The sequence below is a fragment of the Pseudomonas sp. PDM26 genome (assembly GCF_019219185.1).
Classification (GTDB): Bacteria; Pseudomonadota; Gammaproteobacteria; order Pseudomonadales; family Pseudomonadaceae; genus Aquipseudomonas.
The window spans coordinates 596,671-613,591 of record NZ_JAHUWC010000001.1 but is presented as its reverse complement, the minus strand read 5'-3'; the positions used below and the strand labels follow the sequence as shown (position 1 = coordinate 613,591).

At 58.7% G+C, this 16,921-nt stretch carries 18 protein-coding genes, 4 tRNA genes and 1 pseudogene; 4 read left to right on the top strand and 19 right to left on the bottom strand.

Features of this window, described 5'->3' with window-relative positions:
• Positions 1-100 precede the first annotated feature (100 nt).
• Positions 101-814, top strand: coding sequence for a tetratricopeptide repeat protein (locus tag KW849_RS02800; protein ID WP_218427435.1), 714 nt, complete (start codon positions 101-103; stop codon positions 812-814).
• An 18-nt stretch (positions 815-832) separates the two neighbouring features.
• The gene (locus KW849_RS02795) at positions 833-1,102 is read left to right on the top strand and encodes a DUF3613 domain-containing protein (protein ID WP_218427433.1); all 270 of its coding nucleotides are present in this window, start codon (positions 833-835) and stop codon (positions 1,100-1,102) included.
• Positions 1,103-1,401: 299 nt separating this feature from the next.
• On the opposite strand, the gene KW849_RS02790 is transcribed toward KW849_RS02795, so the two are convergent.
• The 13 genes from KW849_RS02790 to KW849_RS02730 all read right to left on the bottom strand — a co-directional run bounded on the left by KW849_RS02790 (position 1,402) and on the right by KW849_RS02730 (position 11,871).
• Complete coding sequence (locus KW849_RS02790) at positions 1,402-2,364, bottom strand: type II secretion system F family protein (RefSeq protein ID WP_218427431.1); 963 nt, start codon at positions 2,362-2,364, stop codon at positions 1,402-1,404.
• A 29-nt stretch (positions 2,365-2,393) separates the two neighbouring features.
• On the bottom strand, positions 2,394-3,380 hold the full coding sequence (locus tag KW849_RS02785; RefSeq protein WP_218427429.1) for a type II secretion system F family protein: 987 nt from the start codon (positions 3,378-3,380) through the stop codon (positions 2,394-2,396).
• Positions 3,377-4,819 carry a CpaF family protein gene (locus KW849_RS02780; protein ID WP_218427426.1) on the bottom strand — a complete coding sequence of 481 codons (1,443 nt, stop codon included), beginning with the start codon at positions 4,817-4,819 and terminating at the stop codon, positions 3,377-3,379. Before KW849_RS02780 ends, KW849_RS02785 begins: the two co-directional genes overlap by 4 nt.
• Positions 4,820-4,822: 3 nt before the next feature.
• The gene (locus KW849_RS02775; RefSeq protein ID WP_218427424.1) at positions 4,823-6,043 is read right to left on the bottom strand and encodes an AAA family ATPase; all 1,221 of its coding nucleotides are present in this window, start codon (positions 6,041-6,043) and stop codon (positions 4,823-4,825) included.
• Entirely contained in the window at positions 6,037-6,531 is a 495-nt protein-coding gene (locus KW849_RS02770) for a TadE/TadG family type IV pilus assembly protein (RefSeq protein ID WP_218427422.1), read from the bottom strand. Before KW849_RS02770 ends, KW849_RS02775 begins: the two co-directional genes overlap by 7 nt.
• Positions 6,531-7,010 (bottom strand): TadE/TadG family type IV pilus assembly protein, encoded by a 480-nt coding sequence (locus KW849_RS02765; RefSeq protein WP_218427420.1) that lies wholly within the window; start codon positions 7,008-7,010, stop codon positions 6,531-6,533. The genes KW849_RS02770 and KW849_RS02765 overlap by 1 nt, the downstream gene beginning before the upstream one ends.
• Before the next feature lie 8 nt (positions 7,011-7,018).
• Positions 7,019-8,362: a TadE/TadG family type IV pilus assembly protein gene (locus tag KW849_RS02760; RefSeq protein WP_218427418.1), complete on the bottom strand. Its 1,344-nt coding sequence runs from the start codon at positions 8,360-8,362 to the stop codon at positions 7,019-7,021.
• Between the two features lie 75 nt (positions 8,363-8,437).
• Complete coding sequence (cpaB, locus tag KW849_RS02755) at positions 8,438-9,247, bottom strand: Flp pilus assembly protein CpaB (protein WP_218427416.1); 810 nt, start codon at positions 9,245-9,247, stop codon at positions 8,438-8,440.
• 15 nt (positions 9,248-9,262) lie between these two features.
• The gene (locus KW849_RS02750) at positions 9,263-10,591 is read right to left on the bottom strand and encodes an AAA family ATPase (RefSeq protein WP_218427414.1); all 1,329 of its coding nucleotides are present in this window, start codon (positions 10,589-10,591) and stop codon (positions 9,263-9,265) included.
• Between the two features lie 15 nt (positions 10,592-10,606).
• Positions 10,607-11,125: a prepilin peptidase gene (locus tag KW849_RS02745; protein ID WP_218427412.1), complete on the bottom strand. Its 519-nt coding sequence runs from the start codon at positions 11,123-11,125 to the stop codon at positions 10,607-10,609.
• A 29-nt stretch (positions 11,126-11,154) separates the two neighbouring features.
• Complete coding sequence (locus KW849_RS02740; protein WP_218427410.1) at positions 11,155-11,346, bottom strand: Flp family type IVb pilin; 192 nt, start codon at positions 11,344-11,346, stop codon at positions 11,155-11,157.
• A 57-nt stretch (positions 11,347-11,403) separates the two neighbouring features.
• Positions 11,404-11,607 carry a Flp family type IVb pilin gene (locus KW849_RS02735; RefSeq protein ID WP_218427408.1) on the bottom strand — a complete coding sequence of 68 codons (204 nt, stop codon included), beginning with the start codon at positions 11,605-11,607 and terminating at the stop codon, positions 11,404-11,406.
• Positions 11,608-11,664: 57 nt separating this feature from the next.
• Positions 11,665-11,871 (bottom strand): Flp family type IVb pilin, encoded by a 207-nt coding sequence (locus KW849_RS02730; RefSeq protein ID WP_218427406.1) that lies wholly within the window; start codon positions 11,869-11,871, stop codon positions 11,665-11,667.
• Positions 11,872-12,282: 411 nt separating this feature from the next.
• Between KW849_RS02730 and KW849_RS02725 the strand changes: the two genes are divergently transcribed.
• Positions 12,283-13,152, top strand: a complete 870-nt coding sequence (locus KW849_RS02725; protein ID WP_218427404.1) for a DNA-binding response regulator — start codon at positions 12,283-12,285, stop codon at positions 13,150-13,152.
• A gap of 238 nt (positions 13,153-13,390) precedes the next feature.
• Here the strand turns inward: KW849_RS02725 and KW849_RS02720 are convergent.
• From KW849_RS02720 to KW849_RS02705, 4 genes are all read right to left on the bottom strand, one after another.
• Positions 13,391-13,466: transfer RNA gene (locus KW849_RS02720), tRNA-Gly, on the bottom strand.
• 3 nt (positions 13,467-13,469) lie between these two features.
• Positions 13,470-13,545 (bottom strand) — tRNA-Glu (locus KW849_RS02715).
• A 104-nt stretch (positions 13,546-13,649) separates the two neighbouring features.
• Positions 13,650-13,725 (bottom strand) — tRNA-Gly (locus KW849_RS02710).
• Positions 13,726-13,727: 2 nt separating this feature from the next.
• Positions 13,728-13,803: transfer RNA gene (locus tag KW849_RS02705), tRNA-Glu, on the bottom strand.
• 384 nt (positions 13,804-14,187) lie between these two features.
• On the opposite strand from KW849_RS02705, the gene KW849_RS02700 reads away from it, so the two are divergent.
• Positions 14,188-14,946: a hypothetical protein gene (locus KW849_RS02700; protein ID WP_218427402.1), complete on the top strand. Its 759-nt coding sequence runs from the start codon at positions 14,188-14,190 to the stop codon at positions 14,944-14,946.
• 245 nt (positions 14,947-15,191) lie between these two features.
• On the opposite strand, the gene KW849_RS31755 is transcribed toward KW849_RS02700, so the two are convergent.
• Both KW849_RS31755 and KW849_RS31750 read right to left on the bottom strand, forming a co-directional pair.
• Positions 15,192-15,896: a methyl-accepting chemotaxis protein gene (locus tag KW849_RS31755; RefSeq protein WP_371319106.1), complete on the bottom strand. Its 705-nt coding sequence runs from the start codon at positions 15,894-15,896 to the stop codon at positions 15,192-15,194.
• Between the two features lie 204 nt (positions 15,897-16,100).
• A pseudogene (locus KW849_RS31750) lies at positions 16,101-16,277 on the bottom strand (HAMP domain-containing protein); the annotation flags it as partial.
• Positions 16,278-16,921 lie beyond the last annotated feature (644 nt).

Here is a 16,921-nt window from a genome sequence, read left to right as displayed (position 1 = left end):
GGGCCTCGCCCCCGCGCCTGACGGTGACTTTGCACGCTTGCCGGGCCAGCCTTATTGCCATTGGCCAGGCGTTCAACCTGTTGTAGCCAGGGGACCTTCGATGAAAGCAGTCATTGCAATAGCGGCGACATTAATGCTTGCCGGTTGTGCCAGCAATGGCCTGTCTTCGCGACCGGCCAGCTGTGCCAAGCCCGATTCGGAGCAAGAACTGGCCCTGAACCTGGCCGACAGCATGGCCGACGAAGGCCGTTTGTATGCCAGCCTGGCGAATCTGGAAGGAATGCCCGATAGCCTGGTCCAGGTCCGCCTGCGCAAGGCTCGGGTGTTGCGCTTGATGGGGCGTAGCGGCGACGCGCAGCCCTTGTACGAAAGCTTGCTCGGCACCTGTCTGGCGGCTGAAGGGGAACTCGGCCTGGGCCAATTGGCCGCCGCCAAAAATGATAACGCCAGCGCTGCCACTCACCTTGAGCGTGCGGTGCAGATGGCCCCCACCGACGACAGGATGCGCAACGACCTGGGGGTCGTCTACCTCAATCAGCACCGGATCCCTGAAGCACGCTTCGAGTTCATGACCGCCATGGAGCTCAAGCAGGCAAACACACTGGCGGCACTCAATATGGTGACGTTGCTGATCTACCAGGATAACTGGAAATCGGCCGCCGAACTCGTGACCCGCGCCGACTTGAGCCCCAAGCAAGTCGTAGAGGCTCAAAACCGCGCGGAAAAACTCAAGGCCTCCGCCAATAAAGTGGTGGCTACCGATGGCAATCGCAAGGCTGAGGTAGCCGATGCCTCTTCCAGTGCGAACAAGTAAAACGTAGGAGGAGTCGAGATGAATACCAAACGGCTGTTGATCCTGTGCATGGCTTGCCTGTCCACCACTGCCTGGGCCATTGAGCCGGGCCCCTCCTCGCCGTATCAACAAGGCACCGAGCAGTGGTTGCAGCTGCAGATTCGCGGTGTGGTTGCCTCCCCACACCTGCAAACCGCTTCGGCCACCGAACGTGACTTGGCCATGCAGCGCTGGCTGAATAGCTTCAACTTCCCGATTCCGGAATTTTATGACCAGGATGCAGCGGGACAAATGACCATCGGCAACTGAGGCAGGTCGATGGGTGATCAGCCTTTGGCGTCGTTCAAAGTGGCCTGGCTGCAAAGCCGGGCTTGATGTCGTGTGCAGGAAAGCAGTGGTATCTACACATTATCCAATTCTTACCAATTTACCCCCGAAGCTGCCGCAAGCTGCGATCTTTTGAATTAACGGCCTAGGCAACGAATTGCCTGCCAGAAAAATCAAAAGATCGCAGCCTGCGACAGCTCCTACGGGAGATGTGTAGATCAAGTGCAGATCAGGCTCGGGTGGCGAGGCCATCGCACTCGACAGCCTCCGGCCGTTTTACCTCACCCGAATGCTTTGAGTACCCCGATCAAGGCGGGGCCGATAGCGACCAGAAAGAAGCTCGGCCATAGACAGAAAATCAGTGGAAATATCAGCTTGGTACCGATTTTCGCCCCCATCTCTTCAGCGGCCTGCGTACGCCGGTCACGGAACTCTTCGGCATAGATGCGCAAGGTGTCGGCCACGCTGGTACCAAAACGGATACTCTGCGCCAACAGGTTGACCAGACCTTGTACGTCATCCAGCCCAGTGCGTACAGCCAGTTGCTTGAGCGCCGCGGTACTCGAAATGCCCGCGCGTATTTGTGCATTGACCAGGGCCAGTTCTTCAGCCAGTTCGACCTGACTGACCGACATCTCCTCAGCCACCCGTTCGATGGTCGTGGGCAAGGCCAGGCCCGACTCCACGCACACCACCATCAGATCCAGCGCATCCGGAAACGCCGCACGCAACCGACCTTGTCGCAACTGCTTGCGCTTGGCGACATACAACGCTGGCACCAACCATCCGATAGCGGCCACCATGAACACCAACAGCAGCCCCACGATCAGGGAAACCTTGGGAATCATCGGCAACAGCAGCAACGCAATACCAATCAACAACAGCGGCAACATCAAGCGTACCGCCCAGTATATCTGCACCGCCGACGAGGAACGGTACCCCGCATGCATCAACAGGGTCTGGGTGGCGGATGTTTGAGCCGACTCGGCCGAGGTAAAGCGCTGGCCGACCCGCTCCAGCAACAGTTGCAGGTTACCCGGAGCTTCCTGCCCGGTCGTGTTGCCTAAATGACCACGCTTGATCAGCGCCAGGCGACGCTGCACCGGATCCTGAAGTCCCATCATCAGCAAGCTCACGGCGACGACCACAAGCCCCGTACTCAAACCGATCGCACCAAGAAACAATAGGCGCGCCAGCTCCTCGTTCCCCGTGACCCGACTGAACAACCCGAGCAAAAAGTCCATGACCTGTACCTCCCGGTAGCAAACACCGCTTAAACCTGAATCCGGATAATTTTGCGAATCCAGAAAATCCCGACCAACATGGCACCAAAAGCCCAAAGTATCAGCTTATGGCCCATCGGATCATTGAGCAGCAACGGCAAGTATTTAGGGGTAGCGAACAAAATCACAGCCGCCAGTACGAAGGGAATGGCCACCAGTATCCAGGCCGACATCCGCCCTTCGGCCGACAGGGTTTTGACTTTGCGCTGAAAGCGGAAGCGCCCGCGGATCAGTTGACTCAGACGCTCCAGCACCTCGGTCAGATTGCCGCCGGTCTCGCGATGGATAAGGAGCGAGGTCACCAGCATCATCACCGTCATGCTTGGCATCCTCTCCAGCAGACCGAGCATGGCTCGGCGCACATCGTTGCCATAGTTGATATCGGAGAAAGTCAGGCCAAACTCATGAGCGACCGGCCCCTTGTGTTCCTCGGCCACCAGGCGCAGGGTTTCGTTGAAGGGGTGTCCGGCGCGCAAAGCGCGGCACATCGCATCCAACGCATCCGGCAGGCCTTCCTCAAACGCAGCGAAACGCTTGCCACGGTCGCGAGAGATTTTCAGTATGGGTAACCAGAAGATCGCGAAACCCGCCAGCAGCGCCATCCACCAGACTGACCAAACCATCCAGATCAGGATACCCGCCCAGCCCCCCAGCACCAGCCCGAGCAGCAATACCCGATAGGCCCGGTACTCGTGCCCGGACTGCTCAATCATCTGCGTCAATGCTTCCATAAAGGGCAGCTGCTCAAGCCTGGCCTCCAGTGGCGACAAACGCGTCAGGTACTTCTGCCGCAATACCGTTTGCATGTTGGGCTGATTGTTGGCTTTCTCCAGTACATGCAGGCGGCCGCGGATGCGCTTGCGCATCTTGCCGGCCTCGCCGAATACCGGCACCGCCACGCCCTGGGACAAGAGGAAGACGGCGATAAACACCATGCCGAGGAACATCAGAATGAATTCACTGGGAACCTGGTTCATGACTGCCGTGCCTCCATCCACTCAGGCCTGAACATCGTGAGCGGCAACTCAATGCCGCGCTTGGCCAGCACATCGCGGAAGGCGGGGATCATGCCGCTGGGCCGATAATCACCCAGCACTTCGCCGTTTTCGCCCATGCCATGGCGCACGAAGGAGAAGATTTCAGTCATGGTGATGATCTCTCCTTCCATGCCGTTGATTTCCTGCACACTGACCAGTCTGCGCTTGCCGTCCTCCTGGCGTTCCAGCTGGATCACCACATCGATGGCCGAAGCGATCTGCTGACGCATGGCCTTGATCGGGAAAGTCGCCCCGGTCATCGACACCATGTTCTCGACCCGCCCCAACGCATCGCGTGCGGTGTTGGCGTGGATCGTGGTCAGCGAGCCATCGTGGCCGGTGTTCATCGCGGTCAGCATGTCCAGCGCCTCGACACCGCGCACTTCGCCGATCACTATGCGGTCCGGACGCATCCGCAGGCTGTTGCGCACCAACTCCCGCTGACTCACCTCGCCGCGCCCCTCGATATTCGAAGGCCGGGTTTCCAGGCGCACCACGTGGGGCTGCTGCAGTTGCAGTTCGGCCGAGTCTTCGATGGTGACGATCCGCTCGTTGTGCGGAATGAAACTGGACAGGACATTGAGCATGGTGGTCTTGCCGCTGCCGGTACCGCCGGAAATCAGCACGTTCAAGCGCCCACGGACAATCGCCTTGAGCAGCAGGGCAATGGCCGGGGTCAATGTCCCCACCTGGATCAAGCTGTCGGTATTGAGCAGGTCCACCGCAAAGCGCCGGATCGACACGCTCGGGCCATCGATGGCCAGCGGCGGGATAATCGCGTTGACCCGCGAACCATCCTTGAGCCGGGCATCCACCAAGGGCGAGGACTCGTCGATACGCCGACCCAGGCTGGAGACGATGCGATCGATGATGTTCAGCAAATGCTGATCATCGCGAAAGCGCACATCGGTGCGTTGCAGTTTGCCAAAGCGCTCGACATAGACCGAGGCATGGCCGTTGACCAGAATGTCGGACACGCTGTGGTCAGCCAGCAACGGTTCCAGGGGACCAAGGCCGAGCACCTCGTCGGTGATCTGCTTGATGATCAACTGGCGGCTGGACGTACTCACCGGTGCCGAATGCTCATCGAGCAGGCGCTGGCAAATATCGCGAATCTGCCGCGTAGCCTCAGCCTGTTCAAGGGAGTCCAGCAAGGACAGGTCCATGACCTTGAGCAACTGCTGGTAAATCCTTTCTCGCCACTCGGCCTCCATCGGGGTGACCTGACTTTTGGTTTCGTAAAGAACGTCCGGCGTTGCACGCTCCCACGCCATTACTTCCTCTGCCGGATCCAGCTGGTCGTCACCCGGCTGGTTAGACTGCGATGAGGCGGATTTAGCGGCCTGTTTGCGCAAGCGGTTACGAAAGTCACTGATCATGGGTCACCCCCCGAAAAAACGGTTGAAGGCGCGTTTGAGCACGCTTTTGTTTCCAGCCATCTGCTTGCCGACCAGTTCCTCGGCCACGTTGCACAGGGCAACGGTGATCGCCGCCTTCGGCGCATGCAGAGCCAACGGCACACCCGTGTTCTGGCTCTGGCTGACCAGGTTGAAGTCGTTGGGTAATTTCGCCAGGTTGGTGCAGCGCAGCGCTTCGCCGATATCTTTGAGGCTGACCGCTGCCGACTTGTCATAGCGGTTGACCACTATCTGCAATTGATCCCCTCGCACGCCCAGGTCTTCGCGAAGAATCCGCACCAGGGAACTGGCATCGCGCAGATGGCTGACGCTCTGCTGCACCACCACGTACACCCGATCCACCTGTTCCAGCACGGAGCCGGTGAGGTGGTCGATTTGCCGTGGCAGATCGATCACTACCCAGTCATAGCTGGCGCGGGCCAACTGCATCAGGGTGTCAAGTTGCTCGGGTTGAGCATCCTGCGGCAGACACAGCTCACCGGCCCGGCCACCCAGCACATGCAAGGTCGGGCTGAAGTGGCTGCAAAAACCCCGTAGCGCGACGCTGTCCATGCCGTCGATCTGATGCAACACCTCCAGATGGCTGTGCGCCTGCGCCACATCCAGGTAATGCGTCACGCTGCCAAATTGCAGGTCCATGTCCAGCAACAGGGTACTGCCACCCTTCATGCTGAGCTGCTGAGCCAGGTTGCAGGCCAGCATAGTGCCGCCGGATCCGCCCTTGGCGCTGATCACGGCGAGCAATTTCCCTTCTGTCCCACTGCCGGTCCGAATCTCCATGACCAGCCGATTCAAGGCGGCGACCAGCTCTGTCTCGGCGACGGGCTCCGGCAGCACGTCACGGGCGCCGGCCTGCATTGCCAGGCGCATGCCTTCCTGTTCGCTGAGCAGCCCGCACACCAACATCGGCGGACGTTCATGGGCCGGGCGCTGCAACAGGGCCGCCAGCTCCTCGCGCCACAGGTGGCTGACGCGCAACAGCAACAGATCGGGCATCCGGTCCAGGCCGTAGAGCGGGTCGACATGCCCGTTGCTCACCAGCCGAGTACTCACCTCCAGGCTGGGCATGCGTTGGCAGACGCTCTGCAGGTCGCGCAACGACGTGGCATCACGACTGCTGATCAGCAACCTGAGCCCGGCTTTGCCGGTCGAACTGGAGAGAGGAGTGTCCTTGGTATTCAGCATGGCGTGATCTCCCCGGAATCGGAATGACGCCCGAGGCTTTCGCGTGGCAACGTTGCCCTGAAGGCGGGCAAGGTAAAGGGCACGCCAAACCCGGGAATGAACAGATTGAAAACGAAGTTTTGCAGACTCAGCCGGACATAGCGGATGGCACGAAAACCATTGACGCTGACCAGGTCAGCGGGGTTGGCCACCAGAGCACCGTTTACATCCAGATAGGTCAACGTCAGGTGGGTGGTGGCCAGATTGCCGATCAGCTGGCTCGTACCTGCGTCGGTCGCGGCATTGAAGATCGCCCGCCGCAACACCACCGGATCGCTGATATTGCACACCGCCGCCAGGCGCGTACCACGGCGTACGGCTTCATCCAGCGCATTGACCGTAAAGTACAGGCGGCCCATTTCCACCACGCCGAACAACAGCGTGAACATCAGCAGACCAATGAGGGCGAACTCCACCGTATAGGTGCCGCGCATGTGTTTTCTGTTCATCACAGGGCCCTCATCACGGTAGTGGCGACCAGCGGAATGCTCAGTGCAATTTGATTTCCAAAAAAACCGGGAAGCGATCCGGTGCAATTGCCAGCGCCAATCACCGGGCAGAACGTGTAAGTGATCGTGACCCGCACATGGTCGGTGCCCACTGCGGCAACGACCACGTTGCCAGTCGTCAGCCCTGACACCACTGCTGTCCCGGTGTTGGCCGGCACGCCATACACCGCCACGTTTTGCGTCTGAGTCAGTAGCGTATCGCTCAGGGCGACCGCACCCAGCGTCGAGTTCCAGGCCTGGCTGGCGACGAAACGGTCGGCATCGCGGCTGGCCTGCAGCAGCAGGTTGTACTGATAGAGCATGCGGCCAAACTCACCGAAGGCCAGCAACAGCAACAGCAACACCGGCAGGACCAGGGTGAATTCCACAATGGCCAGGCCTTGCTGGCGCTGCCGATGTTTAAATCCGTGAAGTCTCATGACGCCTCCTACGAGTCGGTGCTCGGAGTGCCGCTGCCGTTGAGATAGGTTTTGTAGAGCTGAATGATCTGCGGGCCGGAATCGGTTGACGGCGAGGGGCCGGCCACGTTGTCGCCTTCGCACGTCTTCACGAACTGACCGAAGATCTGCGAATCTGTGCCGCCGCCATCCATGGGCTGCACCACGAAATAGCAACCAAAACCGAGAACGGGGACCGAGGTTGAACCGCCCTGTTTGCCGGTACAGTCGCCCACCACGACTTTCAGCATCCGGCGCTCGAACACCCCACTGCCCTGACAACCACTCCCCCCCGCTACACATGCAGCAACGCTCGCACGCCAGTCGTTGTAGTCCAGTATCGAGTTGCTGCCCGCCGTGAGATTGCCGTTGCTCGAGGTGACGGCTTGCCCCTGGTACATCTTTTGTGGAGGGTTGACTGAGTCGTCGTAAGTGATCGCGGGGGCGCTGGACGTCGTCACCAGATCCGGCGGATAGGCCGAGGCACTGACCTGCCCCTGATAGATGCCGAAGCGCGTATTCAGGCCTTGAGAGGTAGGGCCGACCTTGTTGCCAGGCGCGGTCTGGACATCTTGCCCCACATTGCGACAGACCTTGCCACCTCCGGCCAAATCCTCCTTGACCTGACTGCCGCCCGAGCCAAAATCGATCAACTGAAAGTTGCCTGGACCAATGGGTGACGAATTGCCGGAAGCTGTCTTCAATACCTGCAAATCACCAAACTGGAAGCCCCAGAACATGCCAGCGGCAGGGTCATATTTAGTCGAGTCGCCACAGACCATCAAAGGTGCGAGATCGCAAGGGCTGGTAGGGCTGGGGCCTGCGGTGGCGACCGCCGCCACCGCTTTGGTTCCCAGACCACCAGAGCCGAATACCTGGGCGAAGTTCCAGAAAAATCCGGTCAGGCTATAGCTCGGTACCGATACCCGAACATACTTGGCATTCGTCGGCCCGGGATAGGAAAACGGGCCATAGACGCTGCTTGCCAGTTCCACCGCTGCAAATGCACCGGCATTGCCGCCGACAGCCGTGGCCAATTCGTTGTTGCCCGTGGCATTGGCGTTCTGTGTCAGCGTATTGAGGGCGGCGGTACGCGTCGTGCTGGCACTGTTGATACCACCCATCACCTGGCTCAGGGTTTTGGCGCCACTCAGGGCGGCGGCGTCCACCGCATTCTGCAGGCGCGTTTTGTTCAGCATCATATGCCCGCTGTCCAAAGCCAGCGCCGCCATCATGGCCATCGCGGCCAACGAGATCACCATCAATACACTCACCGATCCTTCCTGGCGCCTTGGCGTCGAAGTGAACGGCCGCTGAATACGAAGATTCATCATCAAGCCCTCGATTGCCGATACCGATCCGGATCGACTTCGCCAATACTGTGGTGCCCAGACACCTGTTGCGCCCGGTCAGCGAATTTTGATTACATTGGCTTCGGTCCCGCGGATAACGGTAATAGCCCCGCCACCCTCGCCACTGCTACGCAGTACCACGCGTTTTGGCTCTGTGGCGGTAGCCACCGCCATGACCGGTGCGGCAGGTGCAACTGCTGCAGTTTTCTTCTCGAGGTTCAGTGGGTTACGCAGCGCCAGTTGCAACTTGCCTTCCGTCTGTGCCGTGACCAGGGTTTCCGCTTCAGCCGCCGACATCTCCAGCGTCACGGCGCGCACCACGACCGGTTGGGTCTTGTCGGTACCCGCGGTCTGATCCACCGCCAACACCCGCAGGTTCTCGAGGATGGTCCTGGAGGAGGCGCTGTTAGTGCCAGCATTGGTGGTTTTGGTCGCCAGTACGTCGACCCGGTTACCCGGCAACAGGAACCCGCCGACGCCGACCACATCGTCCACCCGTACCGATATGGCGCGTTTGTCCGGCGCAATCAAAGAGGCCAGGGTACTGCCCCCCAGGTGCTCGCTCAGACGCGCACCGCGCACGATGTCGCCCCGCAGAATGTCGAACGTGGCGATCTTGCCCACGGCTTTTTCGCTGGCATCGAAGGCATCGTCCGGGATCGTATCCATGGGCATGCGTACGGTCGTGAGCTGCTGGGCCTCGACCATCTGCCCGAATGGAATCTCTACCGTGGCGACCACCACGCTTCGCAGGTGGTCATCGGGGCTGGCATTGAGCCGTGCGCTCAGCCAGGAGTCGGCCATCCATGCAGCGCCAAGGCCCATGGCCAGAGAAACGCCTATCAGGGTAAGCGTACGAGAGCTCATGTCAGTATCTCCGTATCAAAGAAAGTCGAGCTGGACGAAGTAGTTATGCCAGGCCCATTCCAACTCTTTCGGTGACAGTGGTCCGGAACCGCCGATATAACGCTGGCGATCGAGCGCCATGTTCAGGAGATCGCGGGGATGGCAAGGCACCAGGGGCATGCCTTCGCTTGCATACAGCCTTTGCAGCGCATAACGCACCAGCAGCGGGTCATAGGAAATGCCCAGACGCTCGCTTTCCATACGCCAGATCTTTTCGTACTGCTCGGGCTTCAGGTAACCGAACTGCAGCTTGTAGCCGATCCGGCGCAGGAAGGCCTCATCGGCCAGTTCCAGGGGATTGAGGTTGGTGGAAAACACCAGAATCAGATCGAACGGCAGCTCGCAATGCCGACCGCCGCCCAGGTTGAGGAAATCGCGTTTCTCTTCCATCGGGACGATCCAGCGATTGAACAGCTCGGCGGGGGCCATGCGCTGGCGCCCCATGTCGTCGATGATGAACAGGCCATTGCTGGCCTTGAGCTGCAAGGCGGCCTGGTATTGACGGGTGAAGGGGTCATAACGAACGTCCAGTTGCTCCATGCTCAACTCACCGCCCGTGATGACGATCGGGCGTTTGCAGCGCAGCAGTCGACGGTCGATCCCTTCGTTGAGCATCAGATTGTTCTGTTGAGTATTTTCATCGAGCCGCTGATGCACCTGGGGGTCATAGATCTCGATCACCGACTCGTTGATGACGATGGCATAAGGAACCCAGATGGCCTCGGCGAACAGACGGATCAGCCGACTGCTGACATAGGTCTTGCCGGTACCCGCAGGGCCATAAATCATGATCGCGCGCCCGGAGTTCATCGCCACACCCAACTGATCGAGCATCTCCTCCGTGAGCACTACGCCAGCCAGGGCATTGCGCATATCGTTGGCGTTGATGCGACCATGGTGAATGGTCTGCAGTTTGATCAGGGAGCGGTAGGTACTCACCGGGAAGGGTGCCGCACCGATATAGCCACTGCGCGACAGGGCATCGCGAGCGGCACTGCGACCACGCTCGGTCAGGCCATAACGCAGCATCTGCCCGCCCGTTTGACTCGCCTGGCCCAGCACTTCGACACGGCCATCCTTGCGCAGAAACGCCAGGACCTCTTCAAGTACCGCGCCGGTCAGCGCCAGGCGGTCCACCAGCCGCGACATGTCCAGTACACCGGCATCGAACAAATGCTTGCACACCAACTCTCCGAGAAAACTGTCCGTCAGGCCAGTTTCGCGGATAGTGCAGGGCTGAGGCGCCAACCGTTGCACCGCGCTCCGATCGCTGGGGTAGGCATCACTTTCGACGATGACGTGCATGACTAGCCTCCTGGGCTACGGGCCGATCTGCAGCCAATAGCCACTGGCCAGGGTTCCGAGCAAAATTGCAACGGAGTACGGGAAAGGCTTTCCGGCCACTTCATCTTCCGCCGGAGCCAAGTAGGTTCGCGCCCCTAATATCAACCAGTAGCGCGCTAAGGTTTGCAGCAGCTGGCCACGAAAAAGGATGATCAAAACACCGCACAAACCACCGGCCGTCAGACTGAAAAGCGCCGTCCACAACGCGTCATACGGTGTAAAAAAACATCCGACCATGGCCATCAACTTAACGTCCCCGGCGGCCATACCGCCCAGGGCGTACATGGGTAGAAACACTGCAAAGCCGATCAGCATGGCCAGCGCAGCATTACCAAGCCCCTCAACTCCACTGGCGTAAGCCTGACTGGTCAAACCCAAAACAAGTCCTAAAAATACCAGCAGGTTGGGGATGCGGTGGCGACGAAGGTCGCTCACCACCGCAATACCTAGCAGCCCCAACAGAACAATTGATGTAAACATCTGCTCAATAGGCATCGCTGCATCTCTCACTGGGAATAGACTTACTAGCACGCCCCACCGGCCATACAAGTAGCTAGCCTACCGAGCTGAGTGGTAATGGCGGTGCCCAAGGTGGTAAAAGCAGTGACAACCGCCAGGGTTATTAGCCCACCCGCCACCGCGTATTCCACAATGGTCAGACCATCCTCGTCTTTGACGAACTTCACTAGCGAAGCCTTGATCGTTTGCATGATCATTTTGCCCACCCCACTTGAATGTTATTTTTTCTGCCGCATCTCTCACTGGGAATAGACTTACGTGCATGTCCCCACGCCCGTGGCACCCATACAAGCAGCTAGCTTACCGAGCCTGGTGGTAATGGCGGTGCCCAAGGTGGTAAAAGCAGTGACAACCGCCAGGGTTATTAGCCCACCCGCCACCGCATACTCCACAATGGTCAGGCCATCTTCGTCTTTGACGAACTTCACTAGCGAAACCTTGATTGTTTGCATGATCATTTTGCCCACCTCACTCGAATGTTGTTTTTTCTGCTGCACCTCTCACTGGGAATAGACTTACGTGCACGTCTGCCCCGTGCCCGTGGCGCCCATACAAGCAGCTAGCTTAGCGAGCTTGGTGGTAATGGCGGTGCCCAAGGTGGTAAAAGCAGTGACAACCGCCAGGGTTATTAGCCCGCCAGCCACCGCGTATTCCACAATGGTCAGGCCATCTTCGTCTTTGATGAACTTCAGTACCGAAGCCTTGATTGTTTGCACGATCATTTTGCCCACCTCACTCGAATGTTGTTTTTTCTGAGGCAGTACTTTCTGCGCTGCCTGATGCAACCCTAGTCAGGGTGCAGGCATTGGCGTTAGGAAGATTTTGCACATCGTTAGGACTTTTTTGCGGGGCGGCCAAATACACAGCATTGGCTTTTGCAGAAGTAACAGGTGGGGGTAAACAAGGCACTGAAACGCAAAGACAATTGTCACTGACTCACAAGCGACAAACGGTTCGAGCCGGGTTCGTCGATAACACACCAACAAACACTCACCCGGGGCAGCCTTCCAGGCAATCCATAGAGCGAATAGAACTAAAAATCGTCTTCCCTATCAGGATTAAATCTGCAAAGTGATGGCACCTTGGCAATACTCCTTAACAAAGTGAGTCACCCAGAACCCCAGAGTAGAGACATGACGTCCAATTTGACCAAAAGGCCATCGCTCCTGTGGTTCGATCTGACTCATGATCGGTCCACGAAAGAACTCGCCGCGCAGTTCGAGGACTCCTGCGACTGCAAACTGGCGAAAAACTCCGTGTTGCCCATCGGGGAACACGCAGACATGATCTGCGTCCATTTTGATCGCCCCGACACGCCAGGCTTGCGGCTGTTGCTGGAGATCAAACACACCACCCCCACCATCCCGATCACCATGTTCACCGTGCAGCACTCGGAGGAACTGGCTGTATGGGCCATGCGCTCCAGCGTCTGGGAATACATGGTGCTCCCGCTCTCGAGCACCGAGAGGAAGCGTTACCTGACAGCGGTGGTGCAGCTCTGCGAGCTGCGTCGAAATACCAACGGCCGGGGCAACTCATCGCAAATCGACCACTCCCCGACCCTGCCGGAAAGCATCCGGCTGACCTCGGGACACCAAAAACACCAGGCGCTGAGCAATGTCATGCTGTACATCGAACAGCACTTTCGTGACAGCATCGATCAGAGGGACCTGGCGCAGCGCTGCGGCATGACGACATTTCGCTTCAGCCGCCTGTTCAAGGAAGCCAATGGGCTTGGCTTCACGGATTACATCCTGGACAAGCGCATGAACTTCGCCAAGGATCTGCTCGATAACAGCCAGATGCCGATTACCAGCATCGGCTATGAGGCCGGCTTCAAGGATCCTTCCTACTTCGCTCGCGCCTTCAAGCAGTTCGCCAACTGCACGCCCAGCGAATACCGCGTGGCACGCCAAATCAAAGCGGCTGCCGCTGCGCAACCGGTGCAGGATGACAAAACCATTGAAGCGCTCGAAAGCCTGGTACAGAGCCTCAGCGGTTGATCTTAATGCTGTTCACTTAAGGACGAACACTGTATTTGTGGCGATGGAGCTTGCTCCCGCTGGGGCGCGAAGCGGCCCTAAAAATGGGACTGCTGCGCAGTCCAGCGGGAGCAAGCTCCCTCGCCACAGGTTGCTTATTGTTTGCTCTATCTCTTAAGTGAGCAGCATTACAGCGGTTGATCCGGTTTTTTACGCGCAAACGAAAACGCCGCTCAATGAGCGGCGTTTTCGTTAAATATGGAGCGGGAAACGAGACTCGAACTCGCGACCCCGACCTTGGCAAGGTCGTGCTCTACCAACTGAGCTATTCCCGCAAATGGCGTCCCCTAGGGGACTCGAACCCCTGTTACCGCCGTGAAAGGGCGGTGTCCTAGGCCACTAGACGAAGGGGACACGCTACCCGGAACACATGGTGTGTGTTTCGGTGTCCAGAGCCGCATCCGAAGACTTGGTTCTGGTTTCACTCAGCCCTGCCCGAAAGCAACGCTGTTTAAAATTGGAGCGGGAAACGAGACTCGAACTCGCGACCCCGACCTTGGCAAGGTCGTGCTCTACCAACTGAGCTATTCCCGCATTGGCGTCCCCTAGGGGACTCGAACCCCTGTTACCGCCGTGAAAGGGCGGTGTCCTAGGCCACTAGACGAAGGGGACACACGTACAACATTCACTCCCTGCTTCGTTTCGCTGTGTGCTTTACGCTGCAAGTGGCGCGCATTCTATGGATGGATTGAGAGGTCGTCAACCCCCTGATATAAATTTATTTAAATCAATGACTTCACCCTGCTTTTGGGAGCCGTTGCGGTTTTCCGCTGCCCGGCGTTTGACGCCTATATTCCGGCACCCGCCAAGACGTTATAGTTCACCCAATGATGGCACTTTGTATATCTGGTGCCATCATTCATAGAAACGGGGCTGCGGCCGATATAAGCACAAGCATGTCCGATCCAACCCGTCGTGCGGGCCTGGGCGCTCAAATACCAAGCCACCCGACTCGCATGCGTAACCTATAAAGAGGTCTTACCGGTGACGCCACTCATGATCACCCTGCTCGTCGTAACCGGGATCGCCCTGTTGATCGCCATTGGTTACATGAACCATGTGCTGGAAAACAACAAGCTGGAACAGGCCCGTACCAAGATCGAGCTCAATGATCGTCTGCGTCGCTGCGGCGAAATCACCGAGACGTTCCCCGGCCAGTTGATGACTCCGGCACTCAAGCTGCTGTTGGCCCGCCTGGAACTGAACGTCTGCCAGCGCCTGCTCAACCTGGAAAAATCCAGCGCCAACCTCAAGGCACGGATCGCCGAGCTGGAAGCCCTTGTCGGCCAGGGTGAATCCATCCCGGTCAACAATCCGCCAGCACCGATCCAGACCGAAGCCAAGGCCAAGGATGTACGCTTCCTGCTCGAAGCCCTGCATGGCCAGATCACCCGCGCGGCACAGGACGGCTTCCTGGCCCCCAACGAGGCCAAACGCTGGATCCGTGAAGTGCGCCACATCCTCGTGCTGCTGCACATCGAGTTCTTCAATAACCTCGGCCAGCATTCCCTGCAACAGAACCAGCCCGGACAGGCTCGCCTGGCATTCGAGCGCGGCGTGCAATACCTGCGCAAACAACAGGAGCCACAGGTCTACGCCGAGCAACTGGAATACCTGGAAAAACTCCTGGCCCGTGCCAATGACCAGGTCATGGATCGCATTGCGCCGGTCGAAGGCGAAGTCAACCAGTTGACCGAAGGCTTAAAAGACGTCGAGGCCGATGCGGACTGGAAAAAGAAAGCGATCTACGACTGATCAGCGAAAACACAAAAGCCACCGAGAGGTGTAATGCTGTTCACTAAAGGACAAAAACTATACCTGTGGCGAGGGAGCTTGCTCCCGCTGGGGCGCGAAGCGGCCCCAAAAATGGGACTGCTGCGCAGTCCAGCGGGAGCAAGCTCCCTCGCCACAAGTTAGTTATTGCTCTCTCTATAGATCTTGATTGAAATGAACAGCATTACACCGAGAGGTGGCTTTTTTGGGCCTTGCCGATGATCATTTCAAAGCCTGAAATGCCCCACCATCCCCTTCAGCTCAACCCCCAGTTGTGCCAGTTGAATACTGGATGCTGCATTGCCCTGCATGGCCAACGATGACTGGTCCGCACTGGCGCGAATACTGGTGACACTGCGGTTGATCTCTTCGGCCACCGAGCTCTGTTCCTCGGCTGCCGCGGCGATCTGCTGGTTCATCTGCTGGATCAAGGATACCGCCGCGGCAATACTGCCCAGCGCACTCTCGGTCTGCAATGCGTCGCTGACCGCCAGCTTCACCAACTCGCCACTGTTCTGGATCTGCTGCACCGAGGACTGCGCCGCCGAGCGCAAAGCGCTGACCAGGCGTTCGATTTCCTCGGTCGATTGCTGGGTTCGCTTGGCCAACGCGCGCACTTCGTCGGCCACCACCGCAAAGCCCCTGCCCTGCTCGCCGGCCCGGGCGGCCTCGATCGCCGCGTTCAACGCCAGCAGGTTGGTCTGCTCCGCCACGCTCTTGATCACACTCAACACCGTGCCGATATTGTGGATTTCCGCACTCAAGCTTTCGATGCTCGTACTGGCGGAAGTCGCCGAATCCGCCAACTGCTCGATTCGTGCCATGCTCTGGCGCACCACCTGCTGGCCGCTTTCAACCTTGCCGTCCGCTGTTTGCGCGGCCAGCGCAGCTTCTTCCGCATTACGCGCGACATCGTGCACCGTGGCCGTCATCTGATTCATCGCGGTGGCGACCTGTTCGGTTTCCTCCTTCTGCGAACTGACCTCAAGATTGGTCTGTTCCGTCACCGCCGACAGCGATTGGGCGGAAGTCGCCAACTGTTCGATACCCGACTGCAAGCCGCTGACAATATGGCTGAGCCCCGCGCCCATTTGCTGCATTGCCTGCATCAACTGACCGATTTCGTCACGACGGGTCACGTCGATGGTCGCGCTCAAATCCCCCGAGGCAATCTGCTGCGCCACATGAATCACACTGCGCAGCGGTGCCACGATCAAGCGGGTGATGAACCATGCGGCAACCAGCCCAACCAGCAAGGCCAGGGCGGAGGAGCCAATGATCAGCAGCGAGTTCTTTTTCAGTTCAGCCTGCATCGCCTGGTCTTGCGCGACATAAGCCTGATCCACTCGCTCGACCACTTGGGCTGCGCGTAGATGCAATTGCTGATAAACGGTTTTTTCCTGTTCCAGCAGGCCGGTGTACTCGGCGAGTTTGTCACTGAAACTGGCGATATGACCGGTCACCTCATTGAGGACGGTCTGGTAACCCTCATCCTTGACCGTGGTCTTGAGCTGCTCGGCCTGGGTCAGTGCCTGGCTGGCCTGTTCGATCTTGCCCTGCCCGGCGCTGTCGTCGCCTTTGCGGCTTTGATCCAGACGCACGCGCGCTTCATTCATGGCTTGCAACATCAGGCGTGAAACCTGACTGACCTGGCTGGCCTGCTCGAGGAATTGCGCACCGTCCTTGCCTTCGGAATCCTTCAGGGTATAGGCACCGTCATCAGCGAGCCCGGACTGCAATACATCAAGATTATTGGCCACGCTGGACACCGACCAACTGGCCATTTCCAGCGCCAGGTCCTTGGCCTGGCTGAGCGAGACAAACTCGTCGAAGGCCTTGCGATAGGCACCCAGGGACTGTTCGACATCGTTCATCACCGGCACGTTGGCCGCAGACGCGGCCTTGAGCTGGCCGGCCAGGGCGATCAGGCCATCGACGCCCTCGTGCAGGGCGTCGA